Origin of the sequence: Pseudomonas sp. NPDC089395 (assembly GCF_044749525.1) — a bacterium.
Lineage (GTDB): Bacteria > Pseudomonadota > Gammaproteobacteria > Pseudomonadales > Pseudomonadaceae > Aquipseudomonas.
Genome location: NZ_JBIVID010000001.1, coordinates 225,578 through 242,895, shown reverse-complemented (window position 1 = coordinate 242,895; position 17,318 = coordinate 225,578). Strand labels below are relative to the sequence as shown.

At 63.3% G+C, this 17,318-nt stretch carries 15 protein-coding genes; 10 read left to right on the top strand and 5 right to left on the bottom strand.

Annotated features, from left to right (window positions below):
- Positions 1-118: 118 nt before the first annotated feature.
- Positions 119-1,156 (bottom strand): rod shape-determining protein MreB, encoded by a 1,038-nt coding sequence (gene mreB / locus ACIPZG_RS01105; RefSeq protein ID WP_003255163.1) that lies wholly within the window; start codon positions 1,154-1,156, stop codon positions 119-121.
- 204 nt (positions 1,157-1,360) lie between these two features.
- Here mreB and gatC point away from each other — a divergent pair, with 204 nt between their 5' ends.
- From gatC to ACIPZG_RS01075, 6 genes are all read left to right on the top strand, one after another.
- Entirely contained in the window at positions 1,361-1,648 is a 288-nt protein-coding gene (gene gatC, locus ACIPZG_RS01100; protein WP_008092515.1) for an Asp-tRNA(Asn)/Glu-tRNA(Gln) amidotransferase subunit GatC, read from the top strand.
- A gap of 15 nt (positions 1,649-1,663) precedes the next feature.
- Entirely contained in the window at positions 1,664-3,115 is a 1,452-nt protein-coding gene (gatA, locus tag ACIPZG_RS01095) for an Asp-tRNA(Asn)/Glu-tRNA(Gln) amidotransferase subunit GatA (RefSeq protein ID WP_008092517.1), read from the top strand.
- A gap of 11 nt (positions 3,116-3,126) precedes the next feature.
- On the top strand, positions 3,127-4,572 hold the full coding sequence (gene gatB, locus ACIPZG_RS01090) for an Asp-tRNA(Asn)/Glu-tRNA(Gln) amidotransferase subunit GatB (RefSeq protein WP_400709344.1): 1,446 nt from the start codon (positions 3,127-3,129) through the stop codon (positions 4,570-4,572).
- Positions 4,573-4,737: 165 nt separating this feature from the next.
- The gene (locus ACIPZG_RS01085) at positions 4,738-5,112 is read left to right on the top strand and encodes a septal ring lytic transglycosylase RlpA family protein (protein ID WP_400709341.1); all 375 of its coding nucleotides are present in this window, start codon (positions 4,738-4,740) and stop codon (positions 5,110-5,112) included.
- 61 nt (positions 5,113-5,173) lie between these two features.
- The gene (locus ACIPZG_RS01080) at positions 5,174-6,217 is read left to right on the top strand and encodes a calcium/sodium antiporter (RefSeq protein ID WP_400710840.1); all 1,044 of its coding nucleotides are present in this window, start codon (positions 5,174-5,176) and stop codon (positions 6,215-6,217) included.
- Between the two features lie 10 nt (positions 6,218-6,227).
- Positions 6,228-6,599, top strand: a complete 372-nt coding sequence (locus ACIPZG_RS01075) for a carboxymuconolactone decarboxylase family protein (protein WP_400709338.1) — start codon at positions 6,228-6,230, stop codon at positions 6,597-6,599.
- A gap of 96 nt (positions 6,600-6,695) precedes the next feature.
- On the opposite strand, the gene ACIPZG_RS01070 is transcribed toward ACIPZG_RS01075, so the two are convergent.
- From ACIPZG_RS01070 to ACIPZG_RS01055, 4 genes are all read right to left on the bottom strand, one after another.
- Positions 6,696-8,057: an amino acid permease gene (locus ACIPZG_RS01070; RefSeq protein ID WP_400709335.1), complete on the bottom strand. Its 1,362-nt coding sequence runs from the start codon at positions 8,055-8,057 to the stop codon at positions 6,696-6,698.
- Positions 8,058-8,112: 55 nt separating this feature from the next.
- A complete protein-coding gene (locus ACIPZG_RS01065; protein WP_400709333.1) occupies positions 8,113-9,054 on the bottom strand; it encodes an AEC family transporter in 942 nt (313 codons plus the stop codon).
- Positions 9,055-9,200: 146 nt separating this feature from the next.
- A complete protein-coding gene (locus ACIPZG_RS01060; RefSeq protein ID WP_008092529.1) occupies positions 9,201-9,761 on the bottom strand; it encodes a response regulator transcription factor in 561 nt (186 codons plus the stop codon).
- The gene (locus tag ACIPZG_RS01055) at positions 9,761-11,017 is read right to left on the bottom strand and encodes an ATP-binding protein (protein ID WP_008092531.1); all 1,257 of its coding nucleotides are present in this window, start codon (positions 11,015-11,017) and stop codon (positions 9,761-9,763) included. Before ACIPZG_RS01055 ends, ACIPZG_RS01060 begins: the two co-directional genes overlap by 1 nt.
- Before the next feature lie 202 nt (positions 11,018-11,219).
- Here ACIPZG_RS01055 and ACIPZG_RS01050 point away from each other — a divergent pair, with 202 nt between their 5' ends.
- The 4 genes from ACIPZG_RS01050 (at position 11,220) to ACIPZG_RS01035 (ending at position 17,259) form a co-directional block, all read left to right on the top strand.
- On the top strand, positions 11,220-11,936 hold the full coding sequence (locus ACIPZG_RS01050; protein WP_400709330.1) for an SIMPL domain-containing protein: 717 nt from the start codon (positions 11,220-11,222) through the stop codon (positions 11,934-11,936).
- Positions 11,937-12,320: 384 nt separating this feature from the next.
- On the top strand, positions 12,321-13,946 hold the full coding sequence (locus ACIPZG_RS01045; RefSeq protein WP_400709327.1) for an ABC transporter substrate-binding protein: 1,626 nt from the start codon (positions 12,321-12,323) through the stop codon (positions 13,944-13,946).
- Between the two features lie 125 nt (positions 13,947-14,071).
- Positions 14,072-15,664 carry an ABC transporter substrate-binding protein gene (locus ACIPZG_RS01040; protein WP_400709324.1) on the top strand — a complete coding sequence of 531 codons (1,593 nt, stop codon included), beginning with the start codon at positions 14,072-14,074 and terminating at the stop codon, positions 15,662-15,664.
- A gap of 215 nt (positions 15,665-15,879) precedes the next feature.
- Positions 15,880-17,259, top strand: a complete 1,380-nt coding sequence (locus ACIPZG_RS01035; protein ID WP_400709321.1) for an OprD family porin — start codon at positions 15,880-15,882, stop codon at positions 17,257-17,259.
- The last annotated feature ends 59 nt before the right edge of the window (positions 17,260-17,318 follow it).

The window sequence follows — 17,318 nt, the reverse complement described above, 5'->3', positions numbered from 1 at the left end:
AGACGCACCAGCCTGGTTGCGGGTTGACGGAAACGACGCCCGGAAGGACGCCAGCCCAGCGCATACAGGTAGCACTGCGCGTGCTACCTGTAAACCGGGCACTCGAAAGCTGCGCAGATCACTCGCTCGAGAGCAGGTCCATCGCGTGCTTGTCCATCATTTCCAGCGCGCGACCGCCGCCACGGGCGACGCAGGTCAGCGGGTCTTCGGCGACGATCACCGGCAGGCCGGTTTCCTGGGCCAGCAGTTTGTCCAGGTCACGCAGCAGCGCACCACCACCGGTCAGCACCAGGCCGCGCTCGGCGATGTCGGAGGCCAGTTCCGGCGGCGACTGTTCGAGGGCGCTCTTGACCGCCTGAACGATGGTCGCCAGCGATTCCTGCAGGGCTTCCAGCACTTCATTGGAGTTCAGGGTGAAGGCGCGTGGGACGCCCTCGGCCAGGTTACGGCCACGCACGTCGACTTCGCGCACTTCGCCGCCCGGGTAGGCGGTGCCGATTTCCTGCTTGATGCGCTCGGCGGTGGATTCGCCGATCAGGCTGCCGTAGTTACGGCGCACGTAGGTGACAATGGCTTCGTCGAAGCGGTCGCCGCCCACACGCACGGACTCGGCATAGACCACGCCGTTCAGCGAGATCAGCGCGATTTCGGTGGTACCACCGCCGATATCGACGACCATCGAGCCACGTGCCTCTTCGACCGGCAGGCCGGCACCGATGGCTGCGGCCATCGGTTCTTCGATCAGGAACACTTCACGGGCACCGGCACCCAGGGCCGACTCGCGAATCGCGCGGCGCTCTACCTGGGTCGACTTGCACGGCACGCAGATCAGCACGCGAGGGCTGGGCTGCAGGAAGCTGTTCTCGTGAACCTTGTTGATGAAGTACTGCAACATTTTTTCACAAACGCTGAAGTCGGCGATGACGCCGTCCTTCATCGGACGAATGGCAGCAATGTTGCCAGGCGTACGGCCCAGCATACGTTTGGCCTCGGTACCGACAGCGACGACGCTTTTCTGATTGCCATGGGTACGGATGGCAACAACCGAGGGCTCATTCAGGACGATACCGCGCTCACGCACGTAAATAAGGGTGTTGGCAGTACCCAGGTCGATGGACAGATCGCTGGAAAACATGCCACGCAGTTTCTTGAACATGGGAAAGTGACCCTGGGGAAAGCGTGGGTAAAAAAGTGCGGCAAACTCTAACAATGGCGGGGATTTTGGGCAAGGAGCCAATATGTTAAATTGGTCGTTTTTCCGAGCATGCCAGCCGATGATCGCGGCCGTATGACCGCCAGAAAGCTGACATGTTCCTCATCACGGACCCTTTTCCGTTCTTTGTTTCCCCTGGAGATTCCCATGGCGCTTGAACGCTGCGACGTGGAAAAGATCGCCCATCTGGCCCGCCTGGGCCTGCATGAAGGCGAACTGCCACGCATTACCGACGCCCTGAACAGCATTCTCGGCCTGGTCGACCAGATGCAAGCGGTCGACACCACCGGCATCGAGCCCCTGGCCCATCCCCTGGAGGCCAGCCAGCGCCTGCGCCCGGACCAAGTCACCGAAAGCAACCAGCGCGACGCCTACCAGGCGATCGCACCGTCGACCGAAAGCGGTCTGTACCTGGTTCCCAAAGTCATCGAGTAAGGGATAGAGCCTGCCATGCATCAATTGACCCTGGCCGAGATCGCCCGCGGACTCGCCGACAAGTCGTTTTCCTCCGAAGAGCTGACCGGCGCCCTGCTGGCGCGTATCAAGCAGCTCGACCCGCAACTCAACAGCTTCATCAGCGTCACCGAGGAACTGGCCCTGGGCCAGGCCCGTGCCGCCGACGCCCGTCGCGCCGCTGGCGAGACCGGCACGTTGCTGGGTGCACCCATCGCCCACAAGGACCTGTTCTGCACCAACGGCGTACGCACCAGCTGCGGCTCGAAGATGCTCGACAACTTCAAGGCGCCGTATGACGCCACCGTGGTCGCCAAACTGGCCGAAGCCGGCATGGTCACCCTGGGCAAGACCAACATGGACGAATTCGCCATGGGCTCGGCCAACGAGTCCAGCCACTACGGCGCGGTGAAGAACCCGTGGAACCTGGAGCACGTGCCCGGCGGCTCGTCCGGCGGCTCTGCCGCGGCCGTGGCTGCGCGCCTGCTGCCGGTCACCACCGGCACCGACACCGGCGGCTCGATCCGCCAGCCGGCGGCCCTGACCAACCTCACCGGCCTGAAACCGACGTACGGTCGTGTTTCGCGCTGGGGCATGATCGCCTACGCCTCCAGCCTCGACCAGGGCGGCCCGCTGGCCCGCACTGCCGAAGACTGCGCCCTGCTGCTGCAAGGCATGGCCGGCTTCGACGCCAAGGACTCCACCAGCATCGACGAACCGGTGCCGGACTACAGCGCCAACCTCAATGCCTCGCTGCAGGGCCTGCGCATCGGCCTGCCGAAGGAGTACTTCGGTGCCGGCCTCGACCCGCGCATTGCCGAACTGGTGCAGGCCAGCGTCAAGGAGCTGGAAAAGCTCGGCGCGGTGGTCAAGGAAATCAGCCTGCCGAACATGCAGCACGCCATTCCGGCGTACTACGTGATCGCGCCCGCCGAAGCCTCGTCCAACCTGTCGCGTTTCGACGGCGTGCGCTTCGGCTACCGCTGCGAAGAGCCGAAAGACCTCACCGACCTGTACAAGCGCTCCCGTGGCGAAGGCTTCGGCGCCGAAGTGCAGCGACGCATCATGGTCGGCACCTACGCCCTGTCGGCTGGCTACTACGATGCCTACTACGTCAAGGCTCAGCAGATTCGCCGCCTGATCAAGAACGACTTCATGGCCGCCTTCGAAGGCGTCGACCTGATCCTCGGCCCGACCACGCCGAACCCGGCCTGGAAGCTCGGCGCCAAGAGCAGCGACCCGGTCGCCGCCTACCTTGAAGACGTCTACACCATCACCGCCAACCTGGCGGGCCTGCCGGGCCTGTCGATGCCAGCCGGCTTCGTCGATGGCCTGCCGGTCGGCGTGCAGCTGCTGGCCCCGTACTTCCAGGAAGGCCGCCTGCTCAACGTCGCGCACCGTTACCAGCAAGTCACCGACTGGCACACCCGCGCCCCTAACGGCTTCTGAGGAATTCACACATGCAATGGGAAGTTGTGATCGGGCTGGAGATTCATACCCAGCTGGCCACCCAGTCGAAGATCTTCTCCGGCAGCGCCACCACCTTCGGTTCCGAGCCGAACACCCAGGCCAGCCTGGTTGACCTGGGGATGCCCGGCGTATTGCCGGTGCTGAACCAGGAAGCCGTGCGCATGGCCTGCATGTTCGGCCTGGCGATCGATGCCGAAATCGGCAAGCGCAACGTGTTCGCGCGCAAGAACTACTTCTACCCGGACCTGCCCAAGGGCTACCAGATCAGCCAGATGGACCTGCCGATCGTCGGCAAGGGCCACCTGGACATCGCCCTGGAAGACGGCACCATCAAGCGCATCGGCGTGACCCGTGCGCACCTGGAAGAAGACGCCGGCAAGAGCCTGCACGAAGACTTCAGCGGTTCCACCGGTATCGACCTGAACCGTGCCGGCACGCCGCTGCTGGAAATCGTCTCCGAACCGGACATGCGCAGCGCCAAGGAAGCCGTGGCCTACGTCAAGGCGATCCATGCCCTGGTGCGCTACCTGGGCATCTGTGACGGCAACATGGCCGAAGGCTCGCTGCGTTGCGACTGCAACGTCTCGATCCGGCCGAAAGGCCAGACCGAGTTCGGCACCCGCTGCGAGATCAAGAACGTCAACTCGTTCCGCTTCATCGAGCGCGCCATCAACAGCGAGATCCAGCGCCAGATCGACCTGATCGAGGACGGCGGCAAGGTCATTCAGGAAACCCGCCTGTACGACCCGAACAAGGACGAGACCCGCTCCATGCGCAGCAAGGAGGAAGCCAACGACTACCGTTACTTCCCCGACCCGGACCTGCTCCCGGTGGTCATCGAGGACAGCTTCCTGGAAACCATCCGCGCCGGCTTGCCGGAGCTGCCGCCGCAGAAGGTCGAGCGCTTCCAGAGCCAGTACGGTCTGTCGGCCTACGACGCCAACGTGCTGGCCTCCAGCCGTGAACAGGCAGACTACTTCGAGCAGGTGGTGAAGATTGGCGGCGACGCCAAGCTGGCTGCCAACTGGGTCATGGTCGAGTTGGGCAGCTTGCTGAACAAGCTGGGCATCGAGATCGACCAGTCGCCGGTCAGCACCGAGCAGCTCGGTGGCATGTTGCTGCGCATCCGCGACAACACCATCAGCGGCAAGATCGCCAAGACCGTGTTCGAGGCCATGGCCGCCGGTGAAGGCGATGCCGACAGCATCATCGAAAGCAAAGGCCTGAAGCAGGTCACCGACACCGGTGCGATCGACAAGATGCTCGACGAGATGCTCGCCGCCAACGCCGAGCAGGTCGAACAGTACCGTGCGGCCGACGAGGCCAAGCGCGGCAAGATGTTCGGCTTCTTCGTCGGCCAGGCGATGAAGGCCTCCAAAGGCAAGGCCAACCCGGGGCAAGTGAACCAATTGCTCAAGGCCAAGCTCGAAGGGTGAGCTTTGTAGGAGCGGCCTTGTGTCGCGAAAGGGCTGCGAAGCAGCCCCAGCGGTTTACGCAGAAATCTGACCATGGGGCCGCTCTGCGGCCCTTTCGCGACACAAGGCCGCTCCTACAGCCCCGCGCCGCCAAGCGCGCCCAACGGCAGCACCGGAGCTTCCATCTTGCTAATACGATCCCTGGGCACCCTGGCCCTCTTCTCCCTCCTGGCCGGCTGCGCCAGCCATGACATCGATTCCAGCGGTTACGACAAGACCGGCACCGCCTCGTATTACGGTTCTCGCCACCACGGCAAACGCACCGCCAGCGGCGAAGCCTTCAACCAGAACGGCCTCACCGCCGCCCACCGCTCCCTGCCCTTCGGCAGCCGGGTGCTGGTCACCAACCTCGCCAACAAACGCAGCGTGGTCGTCCGCATCAATGACCGCGGCCCCCACACCCGTGGCCGATTGATTGACCTGTCACGGGCTGCGGCAGAAAAAATCGGCATGGTCCGTAGCGGAACGGCGCGCGTCCGGGTACAAGGTCTGAGCGACTGACGCCACTGGAGCCCCGACCATTTTCGACCTGGCCACCCTCCCCACCTTCAGCCTCCTGCAACTGGGCACTGCCCTGCTGTTGCTGGTGGCCGGCGCCGAGCTGATGGTGCGCGCGGCCCTGCGCCTGGCCTTGCGCCTGCATGTGCGCCCACTGATCATCGGCCTTAGCCTGGTGGCGTTCGGCAGCACCGCACCGCAGCTGACCGTGAGCCTGCAGGCCGCCTACCAGGGCGCGCCCGACGTGGCCGTGGGCAGCGTGGTAGGCAGCAATATCTTCAATGTGCTGGTCATCCTCGGCCTGGCGGCCCTGATCATTCCCCTGCGGGTATCCCGCCAGCTGGTGCGCCTGGACATTCCGCTGATGATCCTTGCCAGCGGCCTGGTGTACGCGCTGGCCAGCAACGGCCACCTGGGCCGGCTGGAAGGCTTGCTGATGCTGCTTGGCCTGGCGGGCTACCTGGCCATGCTCTGGCACCAGTCGCGCCACTATGCCCGCACCTATCCCGCACCACGCCCGCTCGCCAGCAGTAACGCTCGCTTCTGGTCAGGCACCTTGCTGCAGGTGCTGTTCGGCCTCGTGCTGCTGAGCCTGGCTGGCCATTTGCTGTTGGAGGCCGCCGTCGAGGTGGCGACCGACCTGGGCCTGTCCGAGCGCATCATCGGCCTGACCGTGGTGGCGGTGTGCACTTCCCTCCCCGAACTCGCCGCAGCACTGATCGCCGCGCTGCGTGGCGAGCGGGAAATTGCCGTGGGCACGGTCATCGGCAGCAACCTGTTCAACCTGTTGGCGGTATTGGGCATGACCGCGCTGATCACCCCCGAGCCGCTGACCATCTCACCCAACGCGCTGGATTTCGACCTGCCGGTGATGCTTGGCGTCGCCGTCCTGAGCCTGCCGGTGTTCTACTCCGGCTACCGGATCACCCGCGCCGAAGGGCTGGTGTTCCTGTGCCTTTACCTGGCCTACGGCCTGCACGTGGTGGCATTCACCACCGGCATGCCCCTGGCCGGCCGCCTGGAGCGGTTGATGCTGTTCTATGTCCTGCCAGTGCTCGGCGTGGTGCTGCTGTTCACCACGGTTCGCGCCTGGCGCCGCCAACACTAAGGAAAACAACATGGCTGAAAGCAAGACCGGCGAACAGATTCGCCGCCAGGTAATGGGGGATGCGTTCGTCGACCGCGCCCTGGGCAACGCCACCGACTTCACTCAACCGCTGCAGGACTTCGTCAACGAACACGCCTGGGGCAGTGTCTGGGCGCGTGACGGCCTGCCGCTGAAAACCCGCAGCCTGATTACCCTGGCTACCCTGACGGCGCTCAAGTGCCCGCAGGAGCTCAAGGGGCATGTGCGCGGGGCATTGAACAATGGCTGTACGGTGGAGGAGATTCGCGAGGCGCTGCTGCATTGCGCGGTGTATACGGGGGTGCCGGCGGCGATCGATGCGTTCAGGGCGGCGCAGGAAGTGATCGACAGTTACCAGGCTTGATTGATTGGGGGGCAGTACTGGCCCTATCGCCGGCAAGCCGGCTCCCACAGGGATCAATGTGGGAGCCGGCTTGCCGGCGATAGGGCCAGTGCAGTCTCAGACCTTGGCCTGTCGAGCCTTCTTCAGGCGGAACGCCACATACAGCACGGCAATCCACGCCGGAATCAGCATCACCGAAATGCGAATCGGCGGGGTCAGGTACATCACCACCAGAATCAGCACGATGAACGCCAGGCACAGGTAATTGGAGAACGGGTGCCACAAGCTGCGATAGAAAGGCGTGATGCCCGCCGCCAGCTTGGCCTTGCGGAACTTCAGGTGAGTGATGCTGATGCTCGCCCAGTTGATCACCAGCGCCGACACCGCCAACGCCATCAGCAGGCCGAACGCCTCACCCGGCATCAGGTAGTTGATCAGCACACACATGCCCGTAGCGAACGCCGATACTCCCAGCGCAGTCAACGGCACACCGCTGCGGCTGACCTTGAGCAGCTGGCGCGGCGCATCGCCCTGGCTGGCCAGGCCGAACAGCATGCGGCTGTTGGCGTAGACGCAGCTGTTGTAGACCGACAGCGCGGCGGTCAGCACCACGATATTGAGGATGGTCGCCACCAGGTCGCTGTCCAGTTCGTGGAAGATCATCACGAACGGGCTGCCGCCCTGCACCACTTTCTGCCACGGGTACAGCGACAGCAGTACCGCCAGGGCACCGATGTAGAAAATCAGGATGCGGTACACCACCTGGTTGGTGGCCTTGGGAATGCTGTGGCGTGGGTTGTCCGCCTCGGCCGCGGTGATACCCACCAATTCCAGGCCGCCAAAGGAGAACATGATCACCGCCAAGGCCATCACCAGTCCGGTGACGCCATTGGGGAAGAACCCGCCGTATTGCCACAGGTTGGCCACACTGGCATCCGGGCCACCGTGGCCACTGCCCAGCAACCAGGCGCCGAAGCCAATCATGCTGACGATGGCCACCACCTTGACCAGGGCGAACCAGAATTCCATTTCGCCGTAGACCTTCACCTGGGTCAGGTTGATGAGGTTGATCACCACGAAGAAGATCGCCGCCGTCGCCCAGGTCGGGAACTCCGGCCACCAGTACTGCACATAGATGCCCACGGCGGTGAGTTCGGCCATGCCTACCAGCACGTACACCACCCAGTAGTTCCAGCCCGAAACGAAGCCTGCGAACTCGCTCCAGTACTGATGGGCGAAGTGGCTGAAACTGCCGGCCACCGGCTCTTCGACCACCATTTCGCCAAGCTGGCGCATGATCAGGAAGGCCATCAGGCCGGCAATGGCGTAACCCAGCAAAACGGAGGGGCCGGCCAGCTGGATGGTCTGGGCGATGCCCAGGAACAACCCGGTGCCAATGGCCCCACCCAGCGCGATAAGCTGGATATGGCGGTTCTTCAGCCCGCGCTGCAAGCGCTCGGGCGTGCTCTGGTCTTGCATGAAGTGTCCTTTAGCTCAGTGAGGCAGTGTTTTTGTGTTGTTTGCAGTCAAGGATCTAGATCCATCCGCCCCACTGCAAGATGAAAATCCCAATATTGGTGGTGATCGCCGCCATTAGCGTAGTAATCACGATGATCGAAGCGGCCAGCTCGTGGTTGCCGTTGGCGGCACGCGCCATGACATAGCTGGCCGCAGCGGTCGGGCTGCCGATGTACAGGAACAGGATTCCCAACTCGGCCCCGCGAAAGCCGCAAAGCCAGGCACCCAAGGTACCGACCAGCGGCAGCCAGACCATCTTCACCAGGCTGGCATCGATGGCCAGCTTGCCGCAATCGCGCAGCGCCGCCAGCGATAGGGTGCCGCCAATGCAGATCAACGCCAGGGGCAAGGTCATCTGCGCCAGGTAGTCGCCCGAGGTGAGCAGCCAGTTGGGCAGCGGCACCTGGCCGTAGGCCATGGGTGTTGCCACCAGCACGCTGATGATCAGCGGGTTGCTGAGGATGCTCTTGCAGATGCTCCACGGGTCGGACTTGAGGTCGGGGCTGTACACCGCCAGCACCACCGCCGACAGCGAGTTGTACATGAGGATCACCAGGCCGGCGAGTACCGCGCCCAGCGAGATGCCGTAGTCGCCATACAGGCTGGCGGCCAGGGCCAGGCCAATCACGCCGTTGTTACCGCGAAACGCCCCTTGGGTGTAGATGCCACGGTCGGCCAGCGGGCTGCGCCAGATCGCCATGCCCCAGGCCACGGAGAAACCGACCAGGGTGGCGGCGACGAAATAGAGGAGCACGCCAGGTTTGACGGCGGTAGCCAGGTCGGCGTGGTAGATGCCGAGAAACAGCAGTGCCGGCATGCACACGTTGAACACCAGCTGCGAGGCCACCCGGTTGAAGTTGTCGTCGATCAGGTGGATGCGTTTGAGCAGCACGCCCATGAACAGCATGGCGAAGACGGGCGCCGTGATGTTCAGCGTCTGGATGAGAAGGGCGAGCATGCGCAAGCGATCCTGGGAGGGTTGCCGTTAGGCGGCTAATGATACGTCAACGGCTGCGAGTTGCGGGGATCAGGGTGCGATAAAGGAAAGTGTCTGACAGTACCGGCCCTTTCGCGGGACAAGCCCGCGAAGAAGCCGACGCCGATTCAGCGCCGCACCGGGCGCTTCTGCAGCTTGCGCTGCAAGGTCCGCCGGTGCATGCCCAGCGCCCGCGCCGTGGCGGAAATATTGCCCTCGTGCTCGTTCAGCACCCGCTGAATGTGCTCCCACTGCAGACGGTCCACCGACATCGGGTTTTCCGGTACCAGGGAGTCCAGGTCGGTGTGCTCCGACAGCAACGCCGCCAGTACATCATCGGCGTCCGCCGGCTTGCACAGGTAGTTGCACGCACCGCGCTTGACCGCTTCGACCGCGGTGGCAATGCTCGAATAACCGGTCAGGATCACCACGCGCATTTCTGGGTCCAGCTCCAGCAGCTTGGGCAGCAGCACAAGGCCCGAGTCGCCTTCCATCTTCAGGTCCAGCGTGGCGTAGTCCGGCAGGTCCTGCTGGGCCAGGATCAGCCCCTCCTCGGCGGAGCTCGCCGTGCTCACGCGGAAACCGCGACGGCTCATGGCCCGGGCCATGACCCGGGTGAAGGTGGCATCGTCATCCACCAGCAGCAGGTGCGGCAGTTCTTCGCTTTCGACCTGGTTTTCTTCGCTCATCATTCATCTCCTCGCTTGCCATGGGGCAGGCGCAATTCGGTCAGGGTGCCACCCTGTTCATGACTATAGAGTTTCACCGAACCGCCCGCACGGGTCACGCTGGCCTTGCTCAAGAACAGGCCCAGGCCGAAGCCTTTGCCCTTGGTGGTAATGAAGGGTTTGCCGATCGCTTCGGCAATGGCCGGCGGTACGCCCGGGCCATGGTCACGGATGCTGATGACGATGTCGTGGGCATCCCAGTCCAGCTGCACTTGCAGGTCATCGGGGCAGGCATCGGCGGCATTGTTCAACAGGTTGAGCAGCGCCTGGGTCAGGTCAGGCGGCGGCGTCAGGCGCGGCACCTGGCCGTCGCGCAGGCGCTGGAAGCGGTAGCTGGCCTCCGGGCGCATCAGGTGCCAGCGGTCGAGTGACTCATCGAGCCAGGCGGTGACGTCCTGCTCGACCACCGCCAGGCGGCGATTGGCCTCGGCGGCGCGCACCAGCTGCTGCAGGGTTTCCTTGCACAGCTTGACCTGGTCCTGAAGGATCTGCAGGTCTTCCTGCAGCAGCGGGTCTTTATGGTCCTGGCGCATTTCGTTGAGCAGCACGCTCATGGTCGCCAGCGGCGTCCCCAGCTCATGGGCAGCACCGGCGGCCTGGGTCGCCACGGCCAGCAGTTGTTCATCGCGAAGGCTTTCTTCGCGCCGCTCGGAACGCAACTGCTCCTGGCGGCGCAACTCCTCGGCCATGCGCGCGGCGAAGAAGGTGATGACCGCGGCCGCCAGGGCGATGCTCAGCCACATGCCGTAGACCTGCATCTTGTCCCGCGCCATCGGCAGCCCTTCGAGCGGATAGAACTGCACCAGCAACAGGCTGTAGGCGGTCAGCGCGATGCCCGAGAGAATCAGCGAATACAGCCACGGCAAGGTCACCGCGGCAATCGCCAGCGGCACCAGGTAATAGGACACGAACGGGTTGGTCGACCCCCCCGAGTAATAAAGCAAGGCACTGTGGATCAACAGGTCGCAGGCCAGTTGCAGGGCGTATTCGAGCTCGGTGACCGGCAGCGACAGGCGCAGACGCAGCGCCGTGAAAGCACACAGCAAGGACGACAGCGCCAGGGTTGCGGCCAGCGAGAGCCAGGGCAACGGCAGCAGTTCGGTCCAGTAGGCCACGCCCACGGAGCCAGCCTGAGCGGCGAGGACCAGAACGCGAATGACGGTCAGGCGCCAGAGATTCTGGCGTGTAGCGGACAGCGGTTGTGCGGCGGCGAGCATGAGCTCTCCTGATGAGTGCTCCAGAAAAATCGGCTGGAGTATACCGAAGCCAGGCCCTTCACTGCAGTGATGCGGCAAACCGCCACACTTTGACACAGGTTCATGATGGCACTTTTGAACCCACTACACTGGATTCGGTCTGATCGGCCATGCGTGGAATGGATGGCCAGACCCCACGCCTTTTGATGCCAAGGAGTAACCCATGCAAATCCCACGTCGCAGCGCGGCTCTGATCCTGTCTTGCGGCATGCTCGCCAGCCTGCCCGCGTTGGCAGCCGATGAGCCACGCTTCAACCAGGTATCGCTGCGCGCCGAAGTCAGCAAGGAAGTGCCGCGCGACCTGATGGTCGTGACCCTGTACAGCGAAGCGCAGGACAACGACCCAGGCAAGCTCGCCAAGCAGATCACCGAGACCATGAACAAGGCCGTGCAGCAGGCGCGCCAGGTCAAGGATGTGAAGATCAGCCAGGGCAGCCGCAACAGCTATCCGATCTACGACAGCAAGGGCCAGAAGATCACGGGCTGGCGCGAGCGCGCCGAATTGCGCCTTGAAGCTGCCGACTTCCCGGCCTTGTCCCAGCTCACCGCCGAGCTGCTGAAGGACCTGAAGATGGGCGGCATGGACTTCTCCATTGCCCCCGCCACGCGCAAGGCCAGCGAAGATGCGCTGCTCAAGGATGCGGTCGAGGCTTTCAAGGCCCGTGCCCAGTTGGCCACCGAGGCCCTGGGTGGCAAAGGCTATAAAGTGGTCAGCCTCAACCTCAACAGCAGCGGCTACCCACGCCCGTACCTGCGCAGCGCACCAATGGCGATGAAGGCCATGAGCGCCGATGAAGCGGCGCCTGCGCCGGATATCGAAGCGGGCACCAGCGAAGTCAGCATGAATGCCGATGGGCAGATCGAAGTGCTGATGCCTTAAGCGACGACAAGGGGCCCTGTGGGAGCGGGCTTGCCCGCGAAGAAAGCGACGCGGTGAATGGCACCGGCGTTGCCGGTGTTCGCGGGGCAAGCCCGCTCCCACACGCACTCGCGCACAGCTGTTACAGATATTTCCTACGCACTATTTAAGTGCCTCCTACAAAATCCCCCGCCTCGAAATATTCTGCAAAAAGCCATCATTATGCCTGCGCAAACGTTCAACTTCTTCGAAAGTTATACGGATGCGACATCTATGTACGCTCGTACTACTTTTCTGACGCCAACTATCCTTCTGATGGTTGCATTGGGAATCCCCCCTGCATAAGTATCCGCAGGTCGGCTCACGAGGCCACCTCAAACCAAAAATGACAACAATGAGGCCACCATGCTCAAACACGCAGTCATTCCGTTCCTGCTCGGTGCAGGCCTGCTAGCCGGCGCACCGCTAGCCCATGCCGCATCCAACCTGGTGTTCTGCTCCGAAGGCAGCCCGGCGGGCTTCGACCCGGGGCAGTACACCACCGGAACCGACTTCGACGCCTCGGCCGAGACCGTGTTCAACCGCCTGACCCAGTTCGAACGGGGCGGCACCGCCGTCATCCCGGGCCTGGCGACCCAGTGGGACGTGTCCGACGACGGCAAGACCTACACTTTCCACCTGCGCGAAGGCGTGAAGTTCCACACCACCGACTACTTCAAGCCCAGCCGCGAATTCAACGCCGACGACGTGCTGTTCACCTTCGACCGCATGCTCGACAAGAACCACCCGTTCCGTAAGGCCTACCCCACCGAATTCCCCTACTTCACCGACATGGGCATGGACAAGAACATCGCCAAGGTGGAGAAGCTCGACGATCACACGGTCAAGTTCACCCTCAACGAAGTGGACGCCGCGTTCATCCAGAACCTGGCCATGAGCTTCGCCTCGATCCAGTCGGCCGAGTACGCCGACCAGCTGCTCAAGGGCGGCAAGGCCGCCGACATCAACCAGAAGCCGATCGGCACCGGCCCGTTCGTGTTCAGCAAGTACCAGAAAGACGCGCAGATCCGCTTCAAGGGCAACAAGGACTACTGGAAGCCCGAAGACGTGAAGATCGACAACCTGATCTTCGCCATCACCACCGATGCCTCGGTGCGCATGCAGAAGCTGAAGAAGGGCGAGTGCCAGGTCACCCTGTTCCCGCGCCCGGCCGACATCGAGCCGCTCAAGGCCGACAAGAATCTGCAGATGCCGCAGCAGGCCGGCTTCAACCTCGGCTACATCGCCTACAACGTGATGGACAAGATCAAGGGCAGTAACGAGCCCAACCCGATGGCCAAGCTGGAAGTGCGCCAGGCACTGGACATGGCCGTCGACAAGAAGAAGATCATCGAGTCGGTGTACCAGGGCGCCGGCCAGCTCGCCGTCAATGGCATGCCGCCTACCCAGTGGTCCTACGACGACAGCATCAAGGACGCCGCCTACGACCCGGAAAAGGCCAAGGAACTGCTGAAGAAAGCCGGCGTCAAGGAGGGCACCGAGATCACCTTGTGGGCCATGCCCGTGCAACGCCCCTACAACCCCAACGCCAAGCTGATGGCCGAGATGCTGCAATCGGACTGGGCCAAGATCGGCATCAAGGCCAAGATCGTCAGCTACGAATGGGGCGAGTACATCAAACGCTCCAAAGGCGGTGAACAGGGCGCCATGCTGATCGGCTGGAGCGGTGACAACGGTGACCCGGACAACTGGCTGGGCACCCTGTACGGTTGCGATGCCGTTGACGGCAACAACTTCTCCAAGTGGTGCTACAAGCCCTACGACGACCTGATCAAGCAGGCCAAGGCCACCTCCGACCAGGCCAAGCGCACCGAGCTGTACCAGAAGGCGCAGCACATTCTCAAAGAGCAGGTGCCGATCACCCCGATCGCCCACTCCACCGTGTACCAGCCCATGAGCACCAAGGTGAAGGACTTCAAGATCAGTCCGTTCGCATTGAACGCGTTCTACGGCGTCAGCGTGGACAAGTAGCACCGAGCCACCCTCACCCATTCCCGTAAACCACACCCACCCCGACGCTACCCGCGTCGGGGATGGGCCCCTGTTGCCGCCATTCGTACCCCGAGGCGGCGAAACAGACGGAGAAGGACCTGCACATGCGCCACATCACACTGCTTTCCAGCCTGCTCGGCCTCGGCCTCATGGGCCAGGCCCCTGCCCTGCTGGCCAACAACCTGGTGTTCTGCTCCGAGGGCAGCCCCGCTGGCTTCGACACGGCCCAGTACACCAGCGCCACCGACAACGACGCCGCCGAACCGATCTACAACCGCCTGGTGGAATTCGAACGCGGCGGTACCGCCGTGCACCCCGCGCTGGCAACGCAGTGGGAGGTGTCCGACGACGGCCTGCGCTACACCTTCCACCTGCGCCAAGGGGTGAAGTTCCACACCAGCAAAACCTTCACCCCGAGCCGCGAGTTCAACGCCGACGACGTGCTGTTCACCTTCAACCGCATGCTCGACAAGACCCACCCGTTCCGGCAGGCCTACCCCACTGAGTTTCCCTACTTCGTCAGCATGGGCCTGGACAAGAACATCGCCGCCGTCGAAAAGACCGACCCGCTGACCGTGGTGTTCACCCTCAACAAGGTCGACGCCGCCTTCGTGCAGAACCTGGCCATGAGCTTCGCCTCGATCCTGTCTGCCGAATACGCCGAGCAACTGCTGGCCAGCGGCCGACCCAGCGATATCAACCAGCAACCGATCGGCACTGGCCCCTTCGTGTTCCAGCGCTACCAGAAGGACTCGCAGATCCGCTTCAAGGGCAACAGGGACTACTGGGCGCCCGACGAGGTGAAGATCGACAACCTGGTGTTCTCGATCAATACCGACCCTTCGGTACGCATCCAGAAGCTGCGCCGCAACGAGTGCCAGGTCACCCTGCACCCGCGTCCGGCCGACCTGCCGGCGCTGCGCGCCGACAGCAAGCTGCAGGTGCTGCAGCAACCGGGCTTCAACCTCGGCTACATCGCCTACAACACCCAGCACCCGCCGTTCGATCGCCTGGAGGTGCGCCAGGCCATGGACATGGCGGTGAACAAGCAGGCGATTCTGCAGGCGGTGTACCAGGACTCCGGGCAGTTGGCGGTCAATGCCATGCCGCCAACCCAGTGGTCCTACGACAACAGCCTCAAGGACGCCCCCTTCGACCCGGAAAAAGCCAAGCGGCTGCTCGAACAGGCCGGGGTCAAGCCAGGCACTGAAGTCACCCTGTGGGCCATGCCCGTGCAGCGCCCCTACAACCCCAACGCCAAGTTGATGGCCGAGATGCTCCAGGCCGACTGGAGCAAGCTTGGCTTCAAGGTGCGGATCGTCAGCTACGAGTGGGGCGAATACCTCAAGCGCATGAAAAACGGCGAGCACGACATCGCGCTGATTGGCTGGACAGGTGACAACGGCGACCCGGACAACTGGCTGGGCACCCTCTACAACTGCGACGCCATTGGCAGCAACAACTACTCGCTGTGGTGCGACCCGCAGTACGACAGCCTGGTCAAGCAGGCCAAGCAAGTCACCGACCAGGCCCAGCGCACCGCCCTGTACCAGCAGGCCCAGCAGCGCCTCAAGCAACAGGTACCGATCACCCCGGTGGCGCATTCCACGGTGAACCAGCCGATCAGCGTCAAGGTCGCCGATTTCAAGGTAAGCCCCTTTGGCCGCAATGACTTTTCCGGTGTGAGTGTTGATTGATTTTCAGCCTTCATTGGCCCTTCGCGGATAAATCCGCTCGTACAGAGCCTGCGCGGTTCCTGTAGGAGCGGGTTTACCCGCGATGAGGCCGGCACACCTCACACAACTCCCCCGATTTTGCCCGGCGATCCCGTGGCAACCCTGGCAACACCGCAGCAAACACCCGGCCCACAAGGCCAGGCAATAACTACAAAAACAGAAAGGGAGCTTTAACCTTGAGACTTTTCACTCTCACCGCACTGGCCTTGGCCATCAGCGCCTATTGCGCCACAGCCCAGGCCGACACCCAGAGCCAGGACTACGTGCCATTCAGCCTCAAAGCCGCCAGCGAGCAAGACCAGGCCCAAGGCTTGATCGACGGCCAGAGCCTGTCCGGCAGCACCCGCAACTGGTACGCCCGCGAACGCGCCACCCGCGCGCCGCTGTGGAAGTACACCAAGAGCGACGGCACGCGCCACGACACCCACAGCCGCGACAACTGGGTGCAGGGCACCATCCTCAACTACAGCTCGGGCTTCACCCAGGGCACCGTGGGTTTTGCCGTGGAAGCCGCCGGCTACAACGCCATCGCCCTGGAACAAGGCCGCGCCGCCGTGGCCGGGCCGAACAACCGCACCCTGACCCACAGCGACGGCGACCCCATCGGCCAGTGGAGCAAGATGGGCCTGGCCAACCTCAAAGCGCGGGTGTCCAACACCACCCTGACCGTGGGCCGCCAATCGGTGGACACGCCGATGATCGCCTACATCGGCAACCGCGCCCTGCCGTCGAGCTTCCAGGGTGCGTTCCTGCACAGCGCCGAATTCGACAACCTGTCGTTCGACCTGGGCACCTTCGACCGCGTCTCGCCACGTACCGAACAAAGCCTGAGCAAGTTCCGCAGCGAATACAGCGCCACCGGCGTGGAAACCGACCGCGCCAGCACGACCGGGGTCAACTACCAGCCGTTCAAGAGCCTGACCACCAGCCTCTATGCCAGCAAGGTCGACGACTTCTGGAACCAGTACTACTTCGGCGCCAACCACGTACTGGGCGACAGCGCGGTACTGAGCCTGAGCACCGGTCTGAACTACTACAAGACCGTGGACGAAGGCAGCAAGAAGATGGGCGAGATCGACAACGACACTTACAGCCTGTCGCTCGGCCTGACCCACCAGGCGCACACCGTCACGGCCTCGTGGCAGCAGGTCAACGGCAACGAATACTTCGACTACCTGCACGAAACCAATGGCATCTACCTGGCCAACTCGCTGCTGTCGGACTTCAACGGCCCCAACGAGAAATCCGTGCAGCTTTCCTATGTGCTGAACATGGCGCCCTACGGCGTGCCGGGCCTCAAGTTCAACCTGTACAACGCCCGTGGCTGGGGCATCGACGGCACCCATTACCGTGGCACGGCCTATGACGTGAACGGCCTCGATGGCGAGAACCACTACGAGTGGGGCATCGGCACCAGCTACGCGGTGCAGAGCGGGCCGCTGAAGGACACCAGCATCCGCGCCACCTACACCGCGCACCGCGCCAGCAAAGCCCAGGGCGATGGCAGCCTGGACGAACTGCGCATCGTCACCACTATTCCGTTCAACATCCTCTGACCGTTGACGCCACGGCCCGCTTCGAACCAGGCCGTGGCGGCTACGCTGGAATCAATGCA

Bases quoted from the DNA above. Each gene is read 5' to 3' on its own strand.
- ACIPZG_RS01065 (WP_400709333.1), bottom strand. From the start codon at position 9,054: ATGCTCGCCCTTCTCATCCAGACGCTGAACATCACGGCGCCCGTCTTC.
- gatA (WP_008092517.1), top strand. From the start codon at position 1,664: ATGCATCAATTGACCCTGGCCGAGATCGCCCGCGGACTCGCCGACAAG.
- mreB (WP_003255163.1), bottom strand. From the start codon at position 1,156: ATGTTCAAGAAACTGCGTGGCATGTTTTCCAGCGATCTGTCCATCGAC.
- ACIPZG_RS01075 (WP_400709338.1), top strand. From the start codon at position 6,228: ATGGCTGAAAGCAAGACCGGCGAACAGATTCGCCGCCAGGTAATGGGG.
- ACIPZG_RS01045 (WP_400709327.1), top strand. From the start codon at position 12,321: ATGCTCAAACACGCAGTCATTCCGTTCCTGCTCGGTGCAGGCCTGCTA.
- ACIPZG_RS01040 (WP_400709324.1), top strand. From the start codon at position 14,072: ATGCGCCACATCACACTGCTTTCCAGCCTGCTCGGCCTCGGCCTCATG.
- ACIPZG_RS01055 (WP_008092531.1), bottom strand. From the start codon at position 11,017: ATGCTCGCCGCCGCACAACCGCTGTCCGCTACACGCCAGAATCTCTGG.
- ACIPZG_RS01060 (WP_008092529.1), bottom strand. From the start codon at position 9,761: ATGAGCGAAGAAAACCAGGTCGAAAGCGAAGAACTGCCGCACCTGCTG.
- gatC (WP_008092515.1), top strand. From the start codon at position 1,361: ATGGCGCTTGAACGCTGCGACGTGGAAAAGATCGCCCATCTGGCCCGC.
- ACIPZG_RS01050 (WP_400709330.1), top strand. From the start codon at position 11,220: ATGCAAATCCCACGTCGCAGCGCGGCTCTGATCCTGTCTTGCGGCATG.
- ACIPZG_RS01070 (WP_400709335.1), bottom strand. From the start codon at position 8,057: ATGCAAGACCAGAGCACGCCCGAGCGCTTGCAGCGCGGGCTGAAGAAC.
- gatB (WP_400709344.1), top strand. From the start codon at position 3,127: ATGCAATGGGAAGTTGTGATCGGGCTGGAGATTCATACCCAGCTGGCC.